16 protein-coding genes are annotated in these 20349 nt (G+C 31.6%); all 16 read right to left on the reverse strand.

Annotated elements, in window-relative coordinates:
* Nucleotides 1-30: 30 nt before the first annotated feature.
* Nucleotides 31-1002 carry a class II fructose-bisphosphatase gene (gene glpX / locus TR13x_RS04900; protein WP_054870784.1) on the reverse strand — a complete coding sequence of 324 codons (972 nt, stop codon included), beginning with the start codon at nucleotides 1000-1002 and terminating at the stop codon, nucleotides 31-33.
* Between the two features lie 285 nt (nucleotides 1003-1287).
* A complete protein-coding gene (gene glpX, locus TR13x_RS04905; protein WP_054870785.1) occupies nucleotides 1288-2295 on the reverse strand; it encodes a class II fructose-bisphosphatase in 1008 nt (335 codons plus the stop codon).
* Nucleotides 2296-2383: 88 nt separating this feature from the next.
* Nucleotides 2384-3028, reverse strand: coding sequence for a fructose-6-phosphate aldolase (gene fsa / locus TR13x_RS04910; protein WP_054870786.1), 645 nt, complete (start codon nucleotides 3026-3028; stop codon nucleotides 2384-2386).
* A gap of 17 nt (nucleotides 3029-3045) precedes the next feature.
* The gene (locus tag TR13x_RS04915; protein ID WP_054870787.1) at nucleotides 3046-3897 is read right to left on the reverse strand and encodes a class II fructose-1,6-bisphosphate aldolase; all 852 of its coding nucleotides are present in this window, start codon (nucleotides 3895-3897) and stop codon (nucleotides 3046-3048) included.
* Between the two features lie 190 nt (nucleotides 3898-4087).
* Entirely contained in the window at nucleotides 4088-4750 is a 663-nt protein-coding gene (locus tag TR13x_RS04920; RefSeq protein ID WP_054870788.1) for a hypothetical protein, read from the reverse strand.
* Nucleotides 4751-4847: 97 nt separating this feature from the next.
* Nucleotides 4848-5663, reverse strand: coding sequence for a 3-keto-5-aminohexanoate cleavage protein (locus TR13x_RS04925; RefSeq protein WP_054870789.1), 816 nt, complete (start codon nucleotides 5661-5663; stop codon nucleotides 4848-4850).
* Complete coding sequence (locus tag TR13x_RS04930) at nucleotides 5663-6052, reverse strand: hotdog domain-containing protein (protein WP_054870790.1); 390 nt, start codon at nucleotides 6050-6052, stop codon at nucleotides 5663-5665. The genes TR13x_RS04925 and TR13x_RS04930 overlap by 1 nt, the downstream gene beginning before the upstream one ends.
* A gap of 200 nt (nucleotides 6053-6252) precedes the next feature.
* Nucleotides 6253-6636, reverse strand: a complete 384-nt coding sequence (locus TR13x_RS04935) for a response regulator (RefSeq protein ID WP_054870791.1) — start codon at nucleotides 6634-6636, stop codon at nucleotides 6253-6255.
* A gap of 138 nt (nucleotides 6637-6774) precedes the next feature.
* Nucleotides 6775-8475, reverse strand: coding sequence for an S-layer homology domain-containing protein (locus TR13x_RS04940; RefSeq protein WP_054870792.1), 1701 nt, complete (start codon nucleotides 8473-8475; stop codon nucleotides 6775-6777).
* A 132-nt stretch (nucleotides 8476-8607) separates the two neighbouring features.
* Nucleotides 8608-10134: a copper amine oxidase N-terminal domain-containing protein gene (locus TR13x_RS11155; RefSeq protein WP_054870793.1), complete on the reverse strand. Its 1527-nt coding sequence runs from the start codon at nucleotides 10132-10134 to the stop codon at nucleotides 8608-8610.
* Between the two features lie 211 nt (nucleotides 10135-10345).
* On the reverse strand, nucleotides 10346-12238 hold the full coding sequence (locus TR13x_RS04950; RefSeq protein ID WP_054870794.1) for an S-layer homology domain-containing protein: 1893 nt from the start codon (nucleotides 12236-12238) through the stop codon (nucleotides 10346-10348).
* A gap of 110 nt (nucleotides 12239-12348) precedes the next feature.
* Entirely contained in the window at nucleotides 12349-13437 is a 1089-nt protein-coding gene (locus TR13x_RS04955) for a TolC family protein (protein WP_054870795.1), read from the reverse strand.
* Complete coding sequence (locus TR13x_RS04960; protein WP_054870796.1) at nucleotides 13434-14600, reverse strand: TolC family protein; 1167 nt, start codon at nucleotides 14598-14600, stop codon at nucleotides 13434-13436. Before TR13x_RS04960 ends, TR13x_RS04955 begins: the two co-directional genes overlap by 4 nt.
* 129 nt (nucleotides 14601-14729) lie before the next feature.
* A complete protein-coding gene (locus TR13x_RS04965) occupies nucleotides 14730-17714 on the reverse strand; it encodes an Ig-like domain-containing protein (RefSeq protein WP_054870797.1) in 2985 nt (994 codons plus the stop codon).
* Nucleotides 17715-18106: 392 nt separating this feature from the next.
* Nucleotides 18107-18436 (reverse strand): four helix bundle protein, encoded by a 330-nt coding sequence (locus TR13x_RS04970; RefSeq protein ID WP_242851719.1) that lies wholly within the window; start codon nucleotides 18434-18436, stop codon nucleotides 18107-18109.
* Nucleotides 18437-18588: 152 nt separating this feature from the next.
* Entirely contained in the window at nucleotides 18589-20193 is a 1605-nt protein-coding gene (locus tag TR13x_RS04975) for a CTP synthase (protein ID WP_054870799.1), read from the reverse strand.
* Nucleotides 20194-20349: the final 156 nt, after the last annotated feature.

Below are 20349 nucleotides of genomic sequence, written 5' to 3' on the forward strand. Positions count from 1 at the left end.
CCTGTCCCCTGGCAACTGGCAACTAAAAAACTACTTCGCATAATCTGGTTTTTTGTCTAGCTTATGAATTGACTCGATAAATCTTATTGTACCTGTTTCTGCTCTTGTTACCATTGAATGTGTTTTGGCCATATTATTTTGGTAATATACTACTCCTTTTAATAATTCACCATCTGATACTCCTGTTGCTGCAAAGAATATTTCATTGCCCTTGGCTAAATCTTCCATTGTCAATACTTTATTAATATCAGTAATGCCCATTTTATAACATCTTTCAAGCTCAGTTTCATCCATCGGTACTAGTTTTCCTTGAAATTCTCCACCCATACATTTTAATGCTGCAGCAGCTATAACTCCTTCTGGAGCTCCTCCTATTCCCATTAATATATCAACTCCTGAATGTTCAAAGCAAGTTGCTATTGCAGCAGCAACATCTCCATCTCCAAATAATTTAATTCTTGCTCCTGCTTTTCTTATTCTCTCTATTAACTCCTTATGTCTAGGTCTGTCTAATAAAGTTACTGTTAAATCCGATATACTTTTGTTTAAAGCATCAGCTACTGCATTTAGATTTTCTTCAACTGGAGCATCAAGATTAATTCTACCTGCTGCTTTTGGTCCTACTGCAATTTTATTCATATACATATCAGGTGCATGTAACAAGCATCCACGTGGAGCTATTGCAACTACAGAAATTGCATTGGGTAATCCCTTAGCTACTGCAGTAGTACCATCAAGAGGGTCTACAGCTATATCAACTTTGGGACATCCTTCTTGTGCTTTTCCTATTCTCTCTCCAATATATAGCATTGGGGCTTCGTCCATTTCACCTTCTCCAATAACTACAACTCCATCTATATTTATAGTATCAAACATCTTCCTCATACCATTAACTGCAGACTGATCTGCTACTATTTTGTCACCTCTACCCATGTGTCTAGCACACTCCAATGCCGCAGCTTCAGTTACTCTCACAAGATTTAATGCTAATTCTCTATCCATAATGTGTCCTCCTTTATGAAAGTATTACAGTTATAGTATATTCTATTTCAATATTATATGTCAAAATGTATGTAATGTTTTTTGAATGAGTATAGCATAGAGGTAGGGAACAGTGGACAGAGAACAGAGAACAGGGGATAGAGGACAGGGAATAGGGGACAGAGAACAGGGTTTAGAGAACTGTGCCCTGGTAACTGTCCCCTGTCCCCTGAAATAAAAATAGACCTGAATTAATCAGGCCTATCATTGACTATTAACTATTGACTATCAACTAATAACTAAACTTTATATCTGTCCATATTTTTTCATCAATCTAATTAGTATGTCATTTTTATTTAATTTATGTCTTGCTTCTATAAATCTTATGGTACCTGTTTTAGCTCTCATGACTACTGAATGTGTTTTGGCAAAGTTATTACCATAATATACTACTCCCTTTAATAGATCCCCATCTGTAATTCCCGTTGCAGCGAAGAATACTTCTTCTCCTTTAACTAAATCCTCTAATGTTAAAATCTTTTTAATATCTTCATCACTCCAACCTAATTGATGACATCTTTCAACTTCTTCATCTGACATTGGGTAAAGCTGACCTTGCATTTCTCCACCCATACATTTTAATGCTGCAGCAGCTATAACTCCTTCTGGGGCTCCTCCTATCCCCATTAATATGTCAACTCCTGTATCTTCAAAGCCAGTAGCAATAGCAGCTGCTACGTCACCTTCACCAAACAATTTAATTCTTGCACCTACTCTTCTTATTTCTTGTATCATTTCATAATGTCTAGGTCTGTCTTGTATTATTACTGTTAAATCTGATATATCTTTATTTAAAGCCTTAGCAACTGCTTCCAGATTATCTTTTATGGGAGCTGTAATATCAATTTTCCCTGCTGCTTTTGGTCCTACAGCTATTTTTTTCATATAAGTATCTGGTGCATAAAGTAAACATCCTCTAGGAGCCATAGCTATTACTGATATTGCATTCGGAAGTCCTTTTGATACTAAACTAGTTCCATCTAATGGATCAACAGCAATATCTACTTCTATATCATCTATAGTTCCTGATCCTATTCTCTCTCCGATATAAAGCATAGGTGCCTCATCTAACTCACCTTCACCTATAACTACTGTTCCTCTAACATTTACTAACTCAAAAGCTTCTCTCATTCCATCTACAGCTGCTTGGTCTGCTCCATTTTTATCTCCTCTACCCATGAATTTAGCTGATGCTAATGCAGCTATCTCAGTAACACGTACTAAAGATAAAGATAAGTTTCTATCTAAAATCATACTTTTCACTCCCCTAATCTACAATTATATCTAAAATACTAAAATTAAAGGATAAGTAAAGATTAGTCTTTACCTATCCTTTTATCTGCTACTTTTTAGCATTTTCCCAGTCTTTTAAGAATCTCTCTATCCCTTTATTTGTCATTGGATGCTTAAGCATTTTTGTAAATACATTGTAAGGTACAGTTGCAATATGTGCTCCTAATTTTGCTGCTTCTATTATATGCATAGGATGTCTTATACTTGCAGCAATTACTTCTGTTTCGATACCATGTATATCAAATATTTCTACTATATCACTAATTATATCCATTCCACTATTGCCTATATCATCCATTCTTCCTGCAAATGGACTAACATAAGTCGCTCCTGCTCTTGCTGCTAATAATGCTTGGTTAGCAGAAAAAACTAAGGTAACATTTGTTTTGATACCTTTTTGGCTTAAAACTTTAACTGCTTTAAGACCTTCTTTTGTCATAGGAATTTTAATAACTATATTAGGATGAATTTCTGCTAATTCTTTTGCTTCTTTTATCATGCCCTCTGCTTCAAGACTAATTACCTCAGCACTTATTGGGCCGTCTACAATACTTGTAATCTCTGTTATTACTTCTTTAAAATCTCTACCTTCTTTTGCAATAAGAGAAGGATTTGTAGTAACTCCGCAAATTACACCCCAGTCGTTTATTTCTCTAATCTCATCAATATTAGCGGTATCGATAAAGAGCTTCATATTGCACCTCCAATTTTTTAGGCTCTACCAGCTGAACCAAACATTATCATCTTTTCGATTATTACTTTTTTCATTTCTTCTCTAGCAGGACCTAATATTTTTCTTGGATCATATACATTAGGATTATTATTTACAAAATCTCTTACTCCTTTATTAAATGCCATTCTAATATCTGTATCTATATTAATTTTATTAACCCCAAGGCTAACTGCTTTTTTGATACTTTCCTCAGGTACACCTGATGAACCATGAAGTACTATTGGCATATTTAATCTCTCTTTTATAACTTTTAATCTATCAAAATCTAGTTTAGGTTCTCCTTTGTATGGACCATGTGCAGTTCCTATTGCTATTGCAAGATAGTCTACACCTGTTTCTTTTACGAATCTTTCAGCTTCGTCTGGATCAGTATAAGTAGCATCTTTTTCATCTACTGTTATATCATCTTCTGTACCACCAATTTTGCCAAGCTCTGCCTCAACTGATACTCCAACAGCATGTGCAATTTCTATAACTTTTTTAGTTATAGCGATATTTTCTTCTAGTGGATACTTTGAACCGTCTATCATTACTGAAGTAAATCCATTTCTTATACATTTCATTATTTGTACAAAATCTGTACCATGGTCTAAATGAATAGCTACAGGTACTTTAGCACTTTCAGCTGCTACCTTAGCCATAGCTGCTATGTATTCAACTCCTGCATACTTTAATCCACCTTGGCTAGCCTGTAGTATTACAGGTGAATTTGTTTCTTTAGCAGCTTCAATAATAGCTTGAACTATTTCCATGTTGTTTACGTTAAATGCTCCTACTGCATACCCTTTCTTGTGAGCATCTAAAAGAATCTCTTTTCCTGATACTAACATTTATATCCCTCCTTCTATATTTAACACATACTATTATAATAGATTAGTCTCTATTTATCCACATAATTATTTGTCCAGCACCCAGTACCCAATTTTCAATTTTTAGTTTTTTGTCCCTGTACCCTGTTCTCTGTTCCCTGTCCTCTATTTTTTGTTCCCAGTACCCAGCACCCAGTACCTAGTACCCATATTACCCTTTCTTATTCCTATCATTATTCCCAAACCTACTGTCTATACATTGAAAAGAGTACTTATGCATCTGTATTTCTGCACATTCTAATACTTTCTTTAAATCCTCCTCTGTTTCAGCATAAATCAAATGTACACTGCCACATTCTATGCATCTTAACTCTATTCTATCAGGATATAAATCTGTCTGTATATTGTCTGAGCCACAATCACAAAATACCCTACCTTCATTATCCATTTCTCTAATTCTATTTATAACTTTCATCATAATATCAAAATTCTGAAAGTAGTCATAAAATCCTAATTCATTTAAGATTTCTTCAGAATCCTTTTCATATTCTTTTACTAATTGTTTTATATCATCATTTTTCCCTATAAAAGATATTTCAATTCCCGTTTCTATACATCTAGCAATTATTTTACCTTTTAGTAATTTTCGTAAACTGTATTTAAAGACATGAATATCCTGACAAGCAAAGCAAAATAATTCTATCCAAAAACTTTTATAATCCTTCGTTTTTATTATTGCGCTAGACTGCCCGCACTCACATTCTAAATTTATTTTTTTACTTCTGCTAAAATCAAACAATGAAACATCATGTATGGTAATTTCTCCACATATATCACACCTAATTGCAATAGCAATATTAGAATCGATTAGCAAAGCCGTACACCTCCCTCCTTAGTTTATTCTTCATTTGTTTTATAAATCCTTCTTTGATAGTTTTGCAATTTAAAAAACGGCTTAAATAAGCCGTTTACTATCTTTTAATACTCAATATTTCTCTTGCTTCATCTGGCGTAGCTACTTCTCGTCCTAATTCATGTGCTAATCTAACTATTCTCTCTACTAATTGTGCATTTGATTTAGCTAATTCACCTTTTTTATAATATATATTATCTTCAAAACCTACTCTAACGTGTCCACCTAGTAGTATAGCAGCAGTTGCCAGTGGTAATTCATATCTACCTATACCAGCAACAGTCCAAGTCGAACCTTTAGGTATACTTTCAACTAAGTATAATAAATCTCTTATTTCACCTGGTATTGCACCTGGAACACCCATAACAAAGTCAAAATGAAGCGGTTCATCAATTAAACCTTTCTTAACTAAAGTTAAAGCATTTTTTATCATACCTCTTTCAAATATTTCGAGCTCAGGTTTAACACCTAACTCCTTCATTCTCTTTGCAAACTTTTCCATATATTCTTGTGAATTCATAAATACATCTGGTCCAAAATTACATGTACCACAACTTAGTGTGGCCATCTCAGGCCTTAATTCAACAGGTTGAAGCCTTTCCTCTGGTGTATGCCACACAGCACCACCTGTAGAAGGCTGAAATATTACAGGACATTTAGCCTCTATTCGTTCCTTTATTTCTTTATATACCTCATAATCTTGTGTTGGGTTTCCATCTTTATCTCTTGCATGTATATGAACTATTGACGCTCCTGCCATGTAAGATTCATATGCAGCCTCTGCTATTTCTTCTGGTGTAATTGGAAGATTTGGTTGCTGCTCTCTTGTTACTTCTGCACCTGTTAACGCTGCTGTGATTATAAGTTTTTGCATTATTCTTTCCTCCTTTGCTTGTCCTTTGGCACAACACAAGTCCCTACTGCTCTACAAACTACTATTGGCTTTTCAAGAACATCACATGCTGACTCATTTATATCTGGTCTTGGAACTATAACTTTTCTTGCTTCAAATTTCATTTTTCTTGATGTATTTCCAACTTTAATTATTTCACCTACTGCTTCAATATAATCTCCTGCATAAACAGGTGCTGTAAATTCTACTTCTTCATATCCTGCAAAAAGCCCTTCATCTCCATCATGTCTTATAAGAAGCTCAGTAGCAACATCCCCAAACAATTGAAGCATTTTAGCACCATCTACTAAATTGCCCCCATAGTGTGCATCATGCATACTCATTCTAACTCTTATCATAGCTTTTTCCATATTCCTCACCCCTTAATTAATTTTTGGCTGTTCGTCATTCACTAATCGCCATTTACTATTCGAAAGACGAAAAGCCGGCAACGATCTATAACTTTTATATCTAATTAAATTATACTAAATTTCTGAAGATAAAGACAATTTGTTACAAGAAATTAAAGCGACAAATTGCCGCTTTAATTTTGATAAGACTCATTATTCTTTTAACCAGCCACTACAACAAAATATTCTGTCATTAGTAAATTGATCTCTTCTTTTAGTTCGAATACATCAAAAGGTTTTTGAACAATCATATCTGGCTTAAATACATCAAAGTCACTATTTTGTGTTATGTCATCATAACCTGTAAGTATTACTACACAAATACTCTCATTAATTCTTCGTATATTTTTTAATACCTCTTCACCATCCATATCTTGAAGCTTCATATCTAATATTACAACATCAGGTCTAAAGTCATTTATCATTTCTATTGCTTCAGCACCTGTTCCTACCGATAAAACATCATAATCGTTTTTAAAAATTTCTCCTAACAAAATTCTTATCCCTGCCTGGTCATCAACACAGAGAAGTCTGCATTTTCTCAAAAAACTCCCCCCTGTAACCTATTAATAAATAATATATTCTACATATGTTAAATTATTCCTTCTAATCTAATGATTTCTGTGAAAATTTTTTTAAATTTATACACAAAAAGCGACCAAAGTCATTTGGCCGCTTTAAATTTAATCTTCAATAGAAATCTTTACTATTAAGTTATTAACAATCTTAAATTCTCCTTCTAGTCCAACTTCTAAATCATCAATTGTTATATCATCTTCTTCATCTGCTTCTATTTCAACATCTTCACTAATCATATACTCATATTCTTCATTATCAGTTTGAATTGTTAATTTTATTCCAGAATCATAATTAGTTATAGCGATTATCTTTCCTTCTATCTCTGATTTTAGTTCTTCAGCCTTTATTGATTTCACTTTTCCATCTTCAATCTTAACTTCTACTTCCATTCCCTCTACAAGGTCTGTTAAATCAGCTTCTTCATCTTCTATTTTAATTTTAACATCCTTATCTACATCAAACTCATATACTTCTTTTGATACAGTTACTTCTATACTATTTTCATTTATTGCTGTTAAAAAACCTTCTATTTCATATTCTTCTTTTTGATCCATTTCTTGTTCATGTTCATCTATCTCATCTATTTCTTCTACATCATCTATTTTCTCTTGATCCACAATTCCAACGCCTTCTCTATGAACGAAAATTTCTCTTATTCTATTTTGCTTATCAACTATTACTGTAATTGTATCTCCTATATTAATATCCTCAAATCTTCCTTCTTCACCTTTAAATTTAACTTTAGCACCTTTTAAAACATCAAATATAGCAAGCATCTGTTTTACTTTAATAGCTATTCTTCTAGGCTCTACTTTAGATATTTCCTTTACTTGGCCTGTATATCTTGTTATTATTTTTTGAACAAAATCCCTATTTTTTAGAACTTCTATGTATACCACTTTACCATTTTGTAATTCTACTTTTACTTTATATCCTTTCTTAATATCTGAAAGATCTATTCTTTTTTCTGCATCATAGATTATAGCATTTTCATCTACAATGAAAAATCTTAATTCTCCATCTATTCTAAGTGCTAAATTTCTTTCATATATTCCATCAACTACCCCTATTATCTCTTTGTCATCTACATTACTGTCTACTTTGTCATCTAATCTAGAAAATAGTACTGCCATTTCAGCTCTAGTCATGGTACCCATAGGATTAAATCTTTTTTGAGGGTCTCCTTTCATTAACCCTAACTCATTAGCTAAATATATATATCCAACTGAACCTAATGGCACTGCTGGAGCATCAATAAATGGTAACTCATCTTTCATGTGCTTTAATGCTTCTTCTTCATAACCTATTGCTCTTATTACATATTTTGCAACTTGATGTCTTTTAGCTGGTCCTTGTGGATTGAAATACATCATATCTACATCATCAAGTATTCCTTTTTCGTACGCTACCTTTATATAACCTTTTGCCCATTCGCCTACTTTTTTACCTCTATACTTTTTAGGAAGTGCTTTTACTAATTTTGCTTGATCTTGCCATCCCATTATTCTTAAACACATTATTATTGTTTCTAAGTTTGTAACAGGTTTTCTAGGAGCATATATACCTCCACCATATCCTTTAATAAGGCCTTTTTTTGCCATTTTTTCAATAGCTTTTCTAGCCCATGGATAGTCTTCTAAGTCATCAAATACCTTATTTCTTAACATTACTGCATTAATTTTTTTGAAAAACTTTTCTTCTTTCCATTTTTTCTCTTTGTCCCAACCCTTTGCGAATGAAACTGAAATAGTCATTGAGAACAACATAGTAAAAACTACTACTAAAGATACTATCTTTTTAAACACAACAAACACCCTCCTTATCTTTCTTTTGTTATATATATTCGGAGGGTGTTTTTATTTTTTGGGGTAAGTAGAATAAAATCTTTATTTTTAAATCAATTTTAAAGTGGTTTCTATATCCTATATATTATTATCCTATAAATTATTCATATCTTGAACATAATCTGTATTCTGTTCTGTATCTTGTAACTGTTGAGTATCCTGTTCTAATTCAGTTTGTACTGGCTCTTTGTCAATCTCTATTGTTTCAGTTTCACTATCCCACTCAACCTTTAACCCAAGAGTTTCAGCAATAAATCTTAATGGAACAATGGTTCTATCGTTCAAAATTTCAGGATACGTGTCTATTTCTACTTCATCTCCATCTACATATGCTACTTTACTACCTATTTTTAGAATAATTTCTTTTCCATCTTTAATTATTGTTACTTTCTGTTCATCTTTATTCCATAAGACTTCTGCTCCAAATCCTTCTGATATCGCCCTTACAGGAATTAAAGTTCTACCATCTTTTATTACTGGAGGCACATCAAATTTTAGTTCAACGCCTTTTGTAATGATATTTTCGACTGGTAATACTGTATACCCTTCATATTGGTTCTCAAGCTCTTCAGCTACTTTCTTAAGTTTTTCTAATTCTTCCTGTGTATATTTATTTCTTATAATTTCTTTCATTTTTTCTTTGATCTGCTTTATTTCTTTTTTGACAGAATCCATTTCTGTTTTGATTTGTTGCATTTGTTGTTTTATTTGTTCTGCTAACTCAAAGTTTCCACTTTCTACTGCCTTTTCATACTCTTCCTCTAAGGTTTCTTTTTTCTGTTCAAGCTGGTCTTTCTTCTCTTCTATAGTATCTTTCTCTTTTTCTAATTTATCTTTCACTTCTTCTTCGTCTTTCATCTCTTCTTTATCTTTTACCTCTTCTTCATCTTTTATCTCTTCTTCACCTTTTATCTCTTCTTCATCTTTTATCTCTTCTTCATCTTTTATCTCTTCTTCATCTTTTATCTCTTCTTCATCTTTTATCTCTTCTTCATCTTTTATCTCTTCTTCATCTTTTATCTCTTCTTCATCTTTTATCTCTTCTTCATCTTTTATCTCTTCTTCATCTTTTATCTCTTCTTCATCTTTTATCTCTTCTTCATCTTTTATCTCTTCTTCATCTTTTATCTCTTCTTCATCTTTTATCTCTTCTTCATCTTTTATCTCTTCTTCATCTTTTATCTCTTCTTCATCTTTTATCTCTTCTTCATCTTTTATCTCTTCTTCATCTTTTATCTCTTCTTCATCTTTTATCTCTTCTTCATCTTTTATCTCTTCTTCATCTTTTATCTCTTCTTCATCTTTTATCTCTTCTTCATCTTTTACCTCTTCTTCATCTTTTACCTCTTCTTCATCTTTTATCTCTTCTTCATCTTTTATCTCTTCTTCGTCTTTTATCTCTTCTTTGTCTTTTATCTCTTCTTTGTCTTTTACCTCTTCTTTGTCTTTTACCTCTTCTTTGTCATATTCTCCATCATTATCTTCCTTAAACTGTTCAAATAACTTTCCTTCATCTTTTACATTATCCTTTTTCTCATTGTCTGCTAGGCTTAAAACAGGACTTATTATAACCAACAGCATTACTAGTAAAATAGATATTAAACTTTTTAAATTTCTCATATCATAAGCCTCCTTTCCTAATTACTCTAATTTTTTAGAGTGCGTTCATATATATAATCGGATATTTTTGTACTTTTTTTAATACATTTAAACATTTTTCTACAAATTTTTACAAAATAGCCCTTTCATACCGACCCTTTAAAGCTTGGTATGAAAGGGCTAAAAATATAAAATAATAATTAAATAGAATATAAAGTTGTATAAAACTCAATTATTTTACTAAAAGAATCGTATCACAAATGAATTTTCCAAATACACCGCTATTTTCTTTACCAAAAGCTATAACCTCATCTCCTACAGCAAGTGAACTTATATTAATTTTTGTAGTATCTGATTTTATAAACTTTGTTTGTTCAGTAATGTATAATTCTTTATAATCTCCACTATTTTGCTCGATAACAATAAGTCCAATGTCACCATTTATATACGCTATATTACCTACATATTTATCATTTAATTCTTTAACTTCTGCCCTTAAAGAAACAATCTCATTACTTTCAACTTCTACAGTTACATAGTGTCCTAATCTTAAATCATAAATGCTTTTCTTGTCTCCTGATATTTCTATAGAAGCATCCTTTGAAACTAAATATGTCTTTTCTTCACCATCTTCATTTACTAAAGTTATTTCTGGTGTTGATGATATGAAGATAGACCTTATAGTACCCTTATCTTCACTCCTTACTGAAACTGCTTTTATCTCTGTGATTATATCGTATGTAAGGTCAACTTCTATTTTATCGCCAATTTTTAAATCTACAAAATCTATTTTATTACTATTTCTAGTTACTACAGCTTTATTCGCAATAGGATATTCTAGTATACCTTTTTCACTATTTTCAATAACTAAGATAGGTTCCTTATCATATTTTATTTCTTTTAAGACACCATTTATATGTTTATTTTTACTTTCAGCTACTATCTTAACTATTTTTTTGTTTCTAATTTCTAAATCAACTCTATCTCCTTCTCTAATATGATATAAAAATGCTTCCTTACCATCTAAAGTAATACTAGCTTCATCAGATACAAAATATGTAGCATTCTTAATCTCATCATTCAAATTATATTCTACAGTTAATTTTGCTGGTGATATAAAACTTATAAATTTAACAGTACCTTTGATATGTTCTTCTATACTCTTTCCAGTAATTGATTTTACTTTATTATCTTTTGTTATATTGAGCTTAACTTCTAATCCTGTACTTAAATCTTCTATGCTCACCTTTTCATCATCTAATAATATTGAAGTTTCTGGGTCTAATTTATATACACTCTTTTTCTTTGTTTCATCTTCTATTACAATATAAGTCTCATTAGTAGCATTTAATATATCTGCAATAACTCCTGATACTTCTACAGTCTTTTCCGTATTATTATCTGCATTTATTTGATTATCATTATTATTTGCACTAGCATCTTGATTATCTTTAATATAATCATAAGCTATTGAAAGTACTTTTGCCATAATTGCACGATTCATAGGTGCTTTTGGGTTAAATTTACCTTCTGAATCTCCTTTTTCATTAATTATTCCTTTTTGTATCATCATATCTACGTATGGTGCAATTTGAGGAGGTATTACCTCTGCATCTTTAAAAGGTAATACTATTATTTTTTGGCTGCTTTTCAATTCTTCTTCTAACCCCATAGCTCTAGTTAAGTATATACATATTTCATCCTTTGTAGCAGGCTCTTTTGCTTTTCCACTTATATAAAATTCTCTTAAAACTGATTCAGATATTATGCCTTTATCTAAAGCTACTGCTATTCCATCTTGTGCCCAATTTTCCACATTTAATTCATTTAATAAATCTTTATATTTAGCTTTTATTTCATTAATGCTATCTTCATCTGTCTTGAACAATCTTGCAATCATAACCAAAGCCTGCGTTCTTGTTACTTCTGTATAAGGTTTAAATGTAGCATCAGGATACCCTGTAATAATCCCTAAATCTTTTACCTTTTTTATGTACTCTAAAGCCCAAAAATCATCAGGAACATCTGTAAATATTTGAGCATATGAAGATGTACTACCTAGTAAAATTACTACTACAAAAACTAGAGTAAATAACTTCATAAATCTTGCTTTTTTTAAATTCATAAAACCAACCCCTTTAGTTTTTAGTTACTAGGTATATTATTCTTTCTTTTACGTGAAATTCCTGCTATAATAGCGTTTTGGGTACAAAAAAGACAGAGTATAGTCTCTGTCTAATCTACCATATTTAATAATTCTTGTTTAGCTATATTATAATTATATATTGCTAAATACTTTTGATAAGTCGCATCTAACATTTTCTCTTTTAATTGTAATAGCTCATATTTGCTAATAGTGCCACTTTCATATTTTGTATTAGCTATTTTTACATTTTTGCTTATTAAATCAAAATATTTTTCAGCAAGCTCTAACTGATCTTTTAAATTTTGTAATTCATTATATTTATTCCTTATATCTACCTCTAAATTTATTTTTGTGTCTTCTAGGTCTACCTTTGCAGATTCCATGTCATATTTCGCTTCGTTATATCTTGAATCTCCTTCATTATAATATTTACTAGTTAATTCTAAAGTTAATTCTTTGGCTTTAACATTTTGTGATTTTTCATATATAGAAATATTACTTTCTAAAGCTTTAGATATAGAACTTTCAATATCAAAGTCTTTTAAAACTTCTGCTTTAAGCTCATCATTTATAGCTATTATATTTTCATCAAGTGGTAAATCCAATAGTTTCTTTAATTCAAGACTTAAGGTTGTAATATTTTGTTCTATCTCTCTTATTTTTATTTCTTTACTATCTATTTCGTATTCAAAATTAAATAAGTCGTTATTAGTTATATTCCCTTCAGTAAATTTAGCTTTATTAATCTCATATTTTTCTTGTAAAATAATTAATTTCTGCTTCTCAATATCTAATTCTTTTTGAGTTAGTAAAATCTCTTGAGTTAATTTATATACATTAAGTTTTAATTCTTTAATATTATTATCTTTATTCATTCTAGCTATTTCTAAATTAGTTTCTGCAATCAAAGGATTAACTTTTCCAATAATTAAGTTATCTAAAGTCTGTGAAATAGTTCTTCCAGGTCTACCACCTTTTTCTTTTGCCTCGTCTTTAGCTTCTTCTAGTTCACTCTGCTTAGTTTTTATTTCAAGGTCATCTATTTTTATCTGTTTGCTGTTCATCTTAGCAGTTTCTTGAGCGTCTTGCACTGTAAATATTAAATTATCTCCTATAGCATACACTATTGTAATACCAACAAGTAATATACAAATTATAATACTAACTATTCTTTTCATCTAACACCCACCTTTCCGTAAGCCGGTCCGATACCAGATGCATATTCAAGTTTTAACATCTTAGTATTATAGTTATATTTTATAATTTTTAAACTGTTTTCCATTTCTTTTATTGAAATTTCTAATTCTTTAATATAAATCTTAGGTATCATACCTTGATAATATTGTGATTTAAGAGCTTTGAGCTTCCTCTTTTGGAGCTGTAGCATTCGCTGTAAATTATTAAGATTATTTACTTCCTTTTTTATGTCTATATAAGCAGTTTTTATTTCATTCTCAATCTCATATTTTGCTTTCTCTAGTTTTAGATTTAAATTTTGAATGTCTCTTACTACATTTTCGTGATCCTTTCTAGCTTGAGTATATATCTTATGTACATCATTTTTCTCGAGTATACTTTTTTCTAATTCTTTGAGTTCAATTTGCTTTTCTAGGTTCTTAATCTCGAGTCTTTCATTCAATGCTTTTTCTATATAATATTCAACAGGTTTTAAATCCATATATCTCAAATTTTCTTTAAATATAACTTCATCGTAAGTTGTATTTAAAGGCACTCCTATATATGAATTTAAGCTTCTCGTGATATTTTCCAAATCTCTTTTTGCAATAATTAATTCTTTTTCTGCCTTTTGCAGACTATAATTAACTTCTTCAAGCTCATTTTCTGTTATTAAACCTTGCATATACTTTGTTTTATCTTGATTATACTTTTCTTTAGCTAAATTTAGCTTTTCTTGTTTTATATTAATATCAAACTTTGCATTGTATAAAGCTAAATACAAATCTCTTAATCCTATTATCAAACTTTTTTCTGTTATAATTTTATTGTCATATGAAGATAACCAATAATATTTCATCTGCTTGGGAAAAAAATCTCTTTGCATTATCATAAGCATCTCGTCATATTTGTCTAGCTTCATAAAGAATTTAGCTAGCTCTTCTTTTAAACCACTAATATCTATATTTTTTGAAGCTATTACTGCCTTGTTATACTGTAATTGTGCTTTTCTTTGTATATAATCTAGTTTCTTTAATGTTCTGTTATTTTTAATAAGCTCTAACTTCGCTTTTTCAAATGTGATTACATTCTCTTTTTCTGCATTTATATAGAAACCAGATATAATTATTGTTAACACTATAAGTATAGATAATAGTCTTCTCACTGCCCTCCTCCTTTCATTTGCATTTAAAATTTATAACTATATTTTACCATCAAATGTATTTTGAAGCAATTTAAATAGATATAAAAAGAGCCAACCTTAAGGTTGGCTCTTTCTTAACTATATTGAATATTATTCTATAGTTACTTCTTTATCAGCAAATGCATTAACTACGTTACCTGCAGCGTCTTTAATGTAGTTTACAGTGTCTTTAGTTGAAACTGTTAACTTACCAGTATAACCAGCATAGTCACCAACTAAAGTAACTGTCATTGTATCATTATTTACGCTTACAGTGTAATCTGATATAGCTGTTAATGTCTTACCATCTTTATCTACTATTACTAATTCAATCGCTGCTAATTCATTTGTATTAACTACGATGTTTTCATCGAATGTAATAGTAAATTGATCTGCAGTCGCTGAATCAGCTATAGCACTGAAGCTTGGTGCGTATTTGTCTCCGAATGATCCTATTGTGCTAGCTGCCATATACTTACCAGTTTCTGATTGAATCTTATCAGCAACTACATTTAATTGATAGTTTGAAATATCGTCTGCTGGACCACTTAATGCTACTTCAGCTTTTAAAGTACCAGTAATTGTAGTAGTACCAGCATCATCATCAGTTGTAAATGATATAGCTGCTAATTCTGCAGTATATGTTCCATCAGTTACTGTGAATCCGTCAGCTACTACAGTAGTTAATATTCTATCTACTGTAATTTCTATCTTATTCTTGTCTATGAAGTTAACAGCTGTTACTTGTGGAGCTGCATCAGGTGACCAAGTTACATCTGTTTGGAAAGCAACTATAAAGTTACCTTGAGCATCTGCAACTCTACCAACTCTTAGTACATCATTGCTAAAGTCAGTACCATCTGGTAATGTTATCTTAACTTTCTTATCGCTTCCGAATAGTTCTACTTTAGCGTCTGTTGGAAGTTCAATGTCTTTGCTTGCTGAAGCATCATATAATCTATAGTTGTTCTTATCTAATATTGAACCTTCTCCAGAAGTAGCCATTGACTCACTGAAAGTTACATATACATAGTCGTCTCCACTTGCATTGTCAACATATACTGCTGAAGAAACTGTAGGTGGTGTCTTATCAGTCACTGTGAATGACAATGTTACAGCAGTAATTTTGTTTGCTGCTAATGCTTTATCTGTTATATCTTTAACTTCTATTGTATAGTTACCACCTGATAACTTAGATGATAATGTTAAAGTAGCAACATATTTTTCACTATCATAAGCTATATTACTGATAGTTTGGCTAATTTCTTTAGCTTCTGAATCTTTGATTACAAAGTTTGCTGAAGTTGGAGTGTTAACATCCTCTGAGAATGTTACTTCTATAGTATCTTCAGCTGTAGCTTCTACTTTTTCAACTGTTGGAGCTGTATTGTCAGCTTCAATTGTTGCAACAAGTTTAACATCTTCTGTCATCTTGTTGCCCCAAGCATCTTCAACAGCTTTATCGTTAGCTGAGTAAAGAACAGTAATCACTACATTACCTTCTGGTAAGATTGGGTCTACTGTATTGTCATCAGTATCTTTAAACTGTAAAGTATAAACTTTATTATCAGTAGTTGTTACACTGTATGGTTTCCAAGCGCTATAAGTGTGATAGAAATAATCAACAGTTAATGGATTTGTAGTTCCTTCAATATAAACTGGTCTATCAAACTCAACTTTTACTTCAGTTTGAGTTGCTGATTTTAATGTAACAGTTGGAATTGTTGTATCTTTAGCATATGCTAAAGTGAAAGTTTTTGTCATTGCCGCAAAGTTAGCAAAATCTTTGTATCCACTAACTTTTACTTCATAGTTTCCTTCTGCTAATGAACTAGCACTTAAAGTAACAGTTAAAGTTCTTCCATCAGTAGATAATGTTTTTGAAGCAACTCCATATACTCCATTTTCTACTAAAACTTTCGCATTTGTACCATCTTCTTGTACTGGCTCACTAAATGTAATTTCGAAAGTCTTAGGTCCTGTTAACTTGATTGATTCAGCTACAGGAATTGTAACATCAATTACATTAGATACAGTCATAGTAACATCATCTGATAATCCTAAAGCCTTCTTAACAGTCACTTCTATATCAGATTGTTGAGCAACAGCTGTTCCTAATGTTAATGTTACTGACATATTATCATCAGCAACAGTTGCTAATGCAACAGTGTTGTCTTTTACACTATAATTATCAGTTTTAGCTGCTTCTGTAGCATCTACAGCTTTGTTGAATTTAACTACAACTTCTTTTAAGTTTGTAGCAGTTACTGATTCAACTGCTAATTCTGGCTCTTCTACTGTTACAGTAGCAACAGCCTTAATTTCAGTACCTTCTACAGTACCTTCTACAGTTACTGTACCTGCAGCGCTTGTATCAACAGCAGCCCAAGTTACAGCAACGTCAGCAGTTGTTCCATCATCATAAGTAGCAGTTACTGTTGCTGGTAATTCAACAGCTTCTCCTACTTTTGCAGTAGCTTCAACAGCTGCTAATGAAACTATTTCTTTTGGTAATTGTAAGTTTAATTCAGCAGCTAAAGTTTTGTCTTTTCCATTTACAGTAGCTTTAAGAGTATTAACTGTTACAGCTGCCATTAATCCTCTTGAAGCAACAGCATTATCTTCTGCTGTTAAACCAGCCATTAAACCTGCTTGTTCTACTAATTGTGCTCTATTCTCCCAAGCATTCTCATATCCTAAAGCTCTTAATAAGAATGTTTGAAGTTGAGCAACAGTTAATTTTTGATTAAATCCAAATAAATTATCACCTATACCATTTGTGATCCCTTCTGCTTGCGCCCATGCTATGTATGGAGCGTAGAAAGGATCCTCAACATCTGTAAATGTTGGTGCAAATGGGAAGTTTTTAGCAACATCTTCTTTTCCCATTAGACGACTTAATAAAACTATCATGTCTTGTCTCTTTAACTCTTTGTCTAACATTAAGTCGCCACTTGCGTCTCCTGTTAACACACCTAAATCTTTTAATAAGCTTCCAGCTTCAGTATAATCAGGTGTGCTAGGAGCAGCTAAAGCGAAGCTGAATGTTCCAAGTACTAATGCAAGTACTAGAACTAAAGATAAAACCTTCTTCATTGTCAAAGTCCTCCTCCTTTTTGTATTTTTGATTTTGATATGAAGAAGTTAAAATAAAGTAAATATGTAGTTAGACTGTAACTTCTTCTAAACCAGCCTAACATAATTTTGAAGCAGGTTTTTTAGACAATACCTGCATCATATACCTAATTATAGCACTGACTAGATAATCAGTCAATGAGACATATTTTATTGTAATAAAACTGTAATATTGTGTAATTTTATTTGTCCTACTTACATTACCTATTATATATTAAAGCAAAGTTGTTTACCATTACAGTTGTGTTACATTTTGATTGCAATAAAATTGCAATCTGGTACTTGGTACTGGGTACTAGGTACTTGTGTTAGATACTGGGTACTGGGTGCTAAGTGCTGGGTACTTTAGTCAGTTAACCTTTTAGTGATTTGATTAATCCATTTAACATTCTAAGAATACTTTCGTTTTGTTGGTTAAGTTGTTTGTAGTATTCTTCATTAAGGTATCCAAAATCTTTTGAAAGCTTTAACAGATACTCTACTTCAAATGAAGACCCACGTGCTATTCCTAAAAATCTTATATAATTAACTTTACTAAGCTGTCCACTGCCTTCAGCTATATTTGTAGGTATTGATAAAGAAGCTCTTCTAAGTTGCGATACTAGTGAAAACTTTTCATCATCTGGAAAGCATCTTGTTATTTTGTATATATTTATTGTGAGTTCATGTGCTAGATTATACACATCTAACTTTTTATAATTCCCAATTGCCTCACCTCTTAATAAAATCTATATTTTAAAATTAAGAATAATAAAAGGTATTTCTTCATCAGTAGAAGAAATACCTTCTTTTCAGCATAATCTTTTTCTAATCTCCAGTACCAAGTATCCAGTACCTAGCGGCTATTATTAATAGCCGCTCTGATGAACTCTCTAAACAGTGGATGGCTGCGAGTTGGTCTTGATTTGAATTCTGGATGGAATTGTGAAGCTACAAACCATGGATGGTCTTTTAACTCTATTATTTCTACTAATCTCTCATCTGGCGAAATTCCACTTATAACTAATCCTTTTTCTGCTAGTTTGTTTCTAAATTCGTTGCTAAACTCATATCTATGCCTATGTCTTTCATATACCAATTCTTCCTTATAAGCCTCTTTAGCCTTAGTTCCGTCAGCTAATTTACATGGATATAGACCTAGTCTCATTGTTCCGCCCATTTCTTCTATATCCTGCTGTTCTGGCATAATATCTATAACTGGGAATTTTGTATCTGGATCAAGCTCCGAACTATGTGCACCTTTAAGCCCAACTACATTTCTTGCAAACTCTACTACTGCCATTTGCATACCTAGACATATTCCTAGAAAAGGTATCTTGTTTTCTCTTGCATATTTTATTGCACATATCTTACCTTCTATTCCTCTATCTCCAAAACCACCAGGTACTAAAATACCATCAGCATCTTTTAAAAGTTCATCACAATTATTTTCATCAATTTGCTCTGAGTGAATCCAGTCTATATCTATTTCTACTTCATTTGCTATACCTGCATGTCTTAATGCTTCTGCTACAGAAATATATGCATCCTTTAACTCAACATATTTTCCTACTAATGCAATTTTCACTTTTCCTTTTGGATTTTTAAGTCTATCTACTATCTCTTTCCATTCAGTAAGATCTGGTTCTGTGCATTCAAGCCCTAGATGTTTTATAACCATCTGAGGAAGCCCTTCTTTTTCTAACATTAGCGGTACTTCATATAGTGTCTCTGCATCTAGGTTCTGTACAACATTGTTATGGTCTAAATTACAGAATAAACCTATTTTCTGTTTTATCTCCTGCGTAAGTGGTTTTTCAGTTCTGCATACTATTATATCTGGCTGTATACCTATACTTCTAAGCTCCTTAACGCTATGTTGAGTTGGTTTAGTCTTAAGTTCTCCTGCTTTAGCTAAGTATGGCACTAATGTAACATGAATATACATTACATTTTCTCTACCTACATCATACTTTATTTGTCTTATAGCTTCCAAAAATGGTAAACTCTCTATGTCGCCTACTGTACCACCTATTTCTGTTATAACTACATCTACTTCTTTTTCTTTTGCAACTCTAAATACTCTTTCTTTGATTTCATTTGTAATATGAGGGATTACTTGAACTGTCCCTCCTAAGTAATCACCTTTTCTTTCCTTTTTAATTACAGACCAATAGATTTTGCCTGTTGTAACATTGCTGTTTTTGCTTAGGTTTATATCTATAAACCTTTCATAGTGTCCTAAGTCTAAGTCAGTTTCTGCTCCGTCATCTGTTACAAATACTTCACCGTGCTGATATGGACTCATAGTTCCTGGATCAATATTGATGTAAGGGTCAAATTTTTGGATAGTAACTTTCAGTCCTCTGCTTTTTAATAATTGTCCAAGAGATGCAGCAGTTATCCCTTTTCCTAAAGAAGATACCACACCGCCTGTAATGAAGATATATTTGGTTGGCATTTGACGACCTCCTTTTTGAAAATGCATAGAATAACATAGTTTATATGTCCTCTATATGTAAAGTTTTTTCTTGTCTTATACTTACATAACTATAGTATTTTATCTTACGTTAAGAAATATGTCAATGTTTTGATAATACAGATTATACTTAAAATA

This window comes from Caloranaerobacter sp. TR13 (assembly GCF_001316435.1).
Taxonomy (GTDB): domain Bacteria; phylum Bacillota; class Clostridia; order Tissierellales; family Thermohalobacteraceae; genus Caloranaerobacter.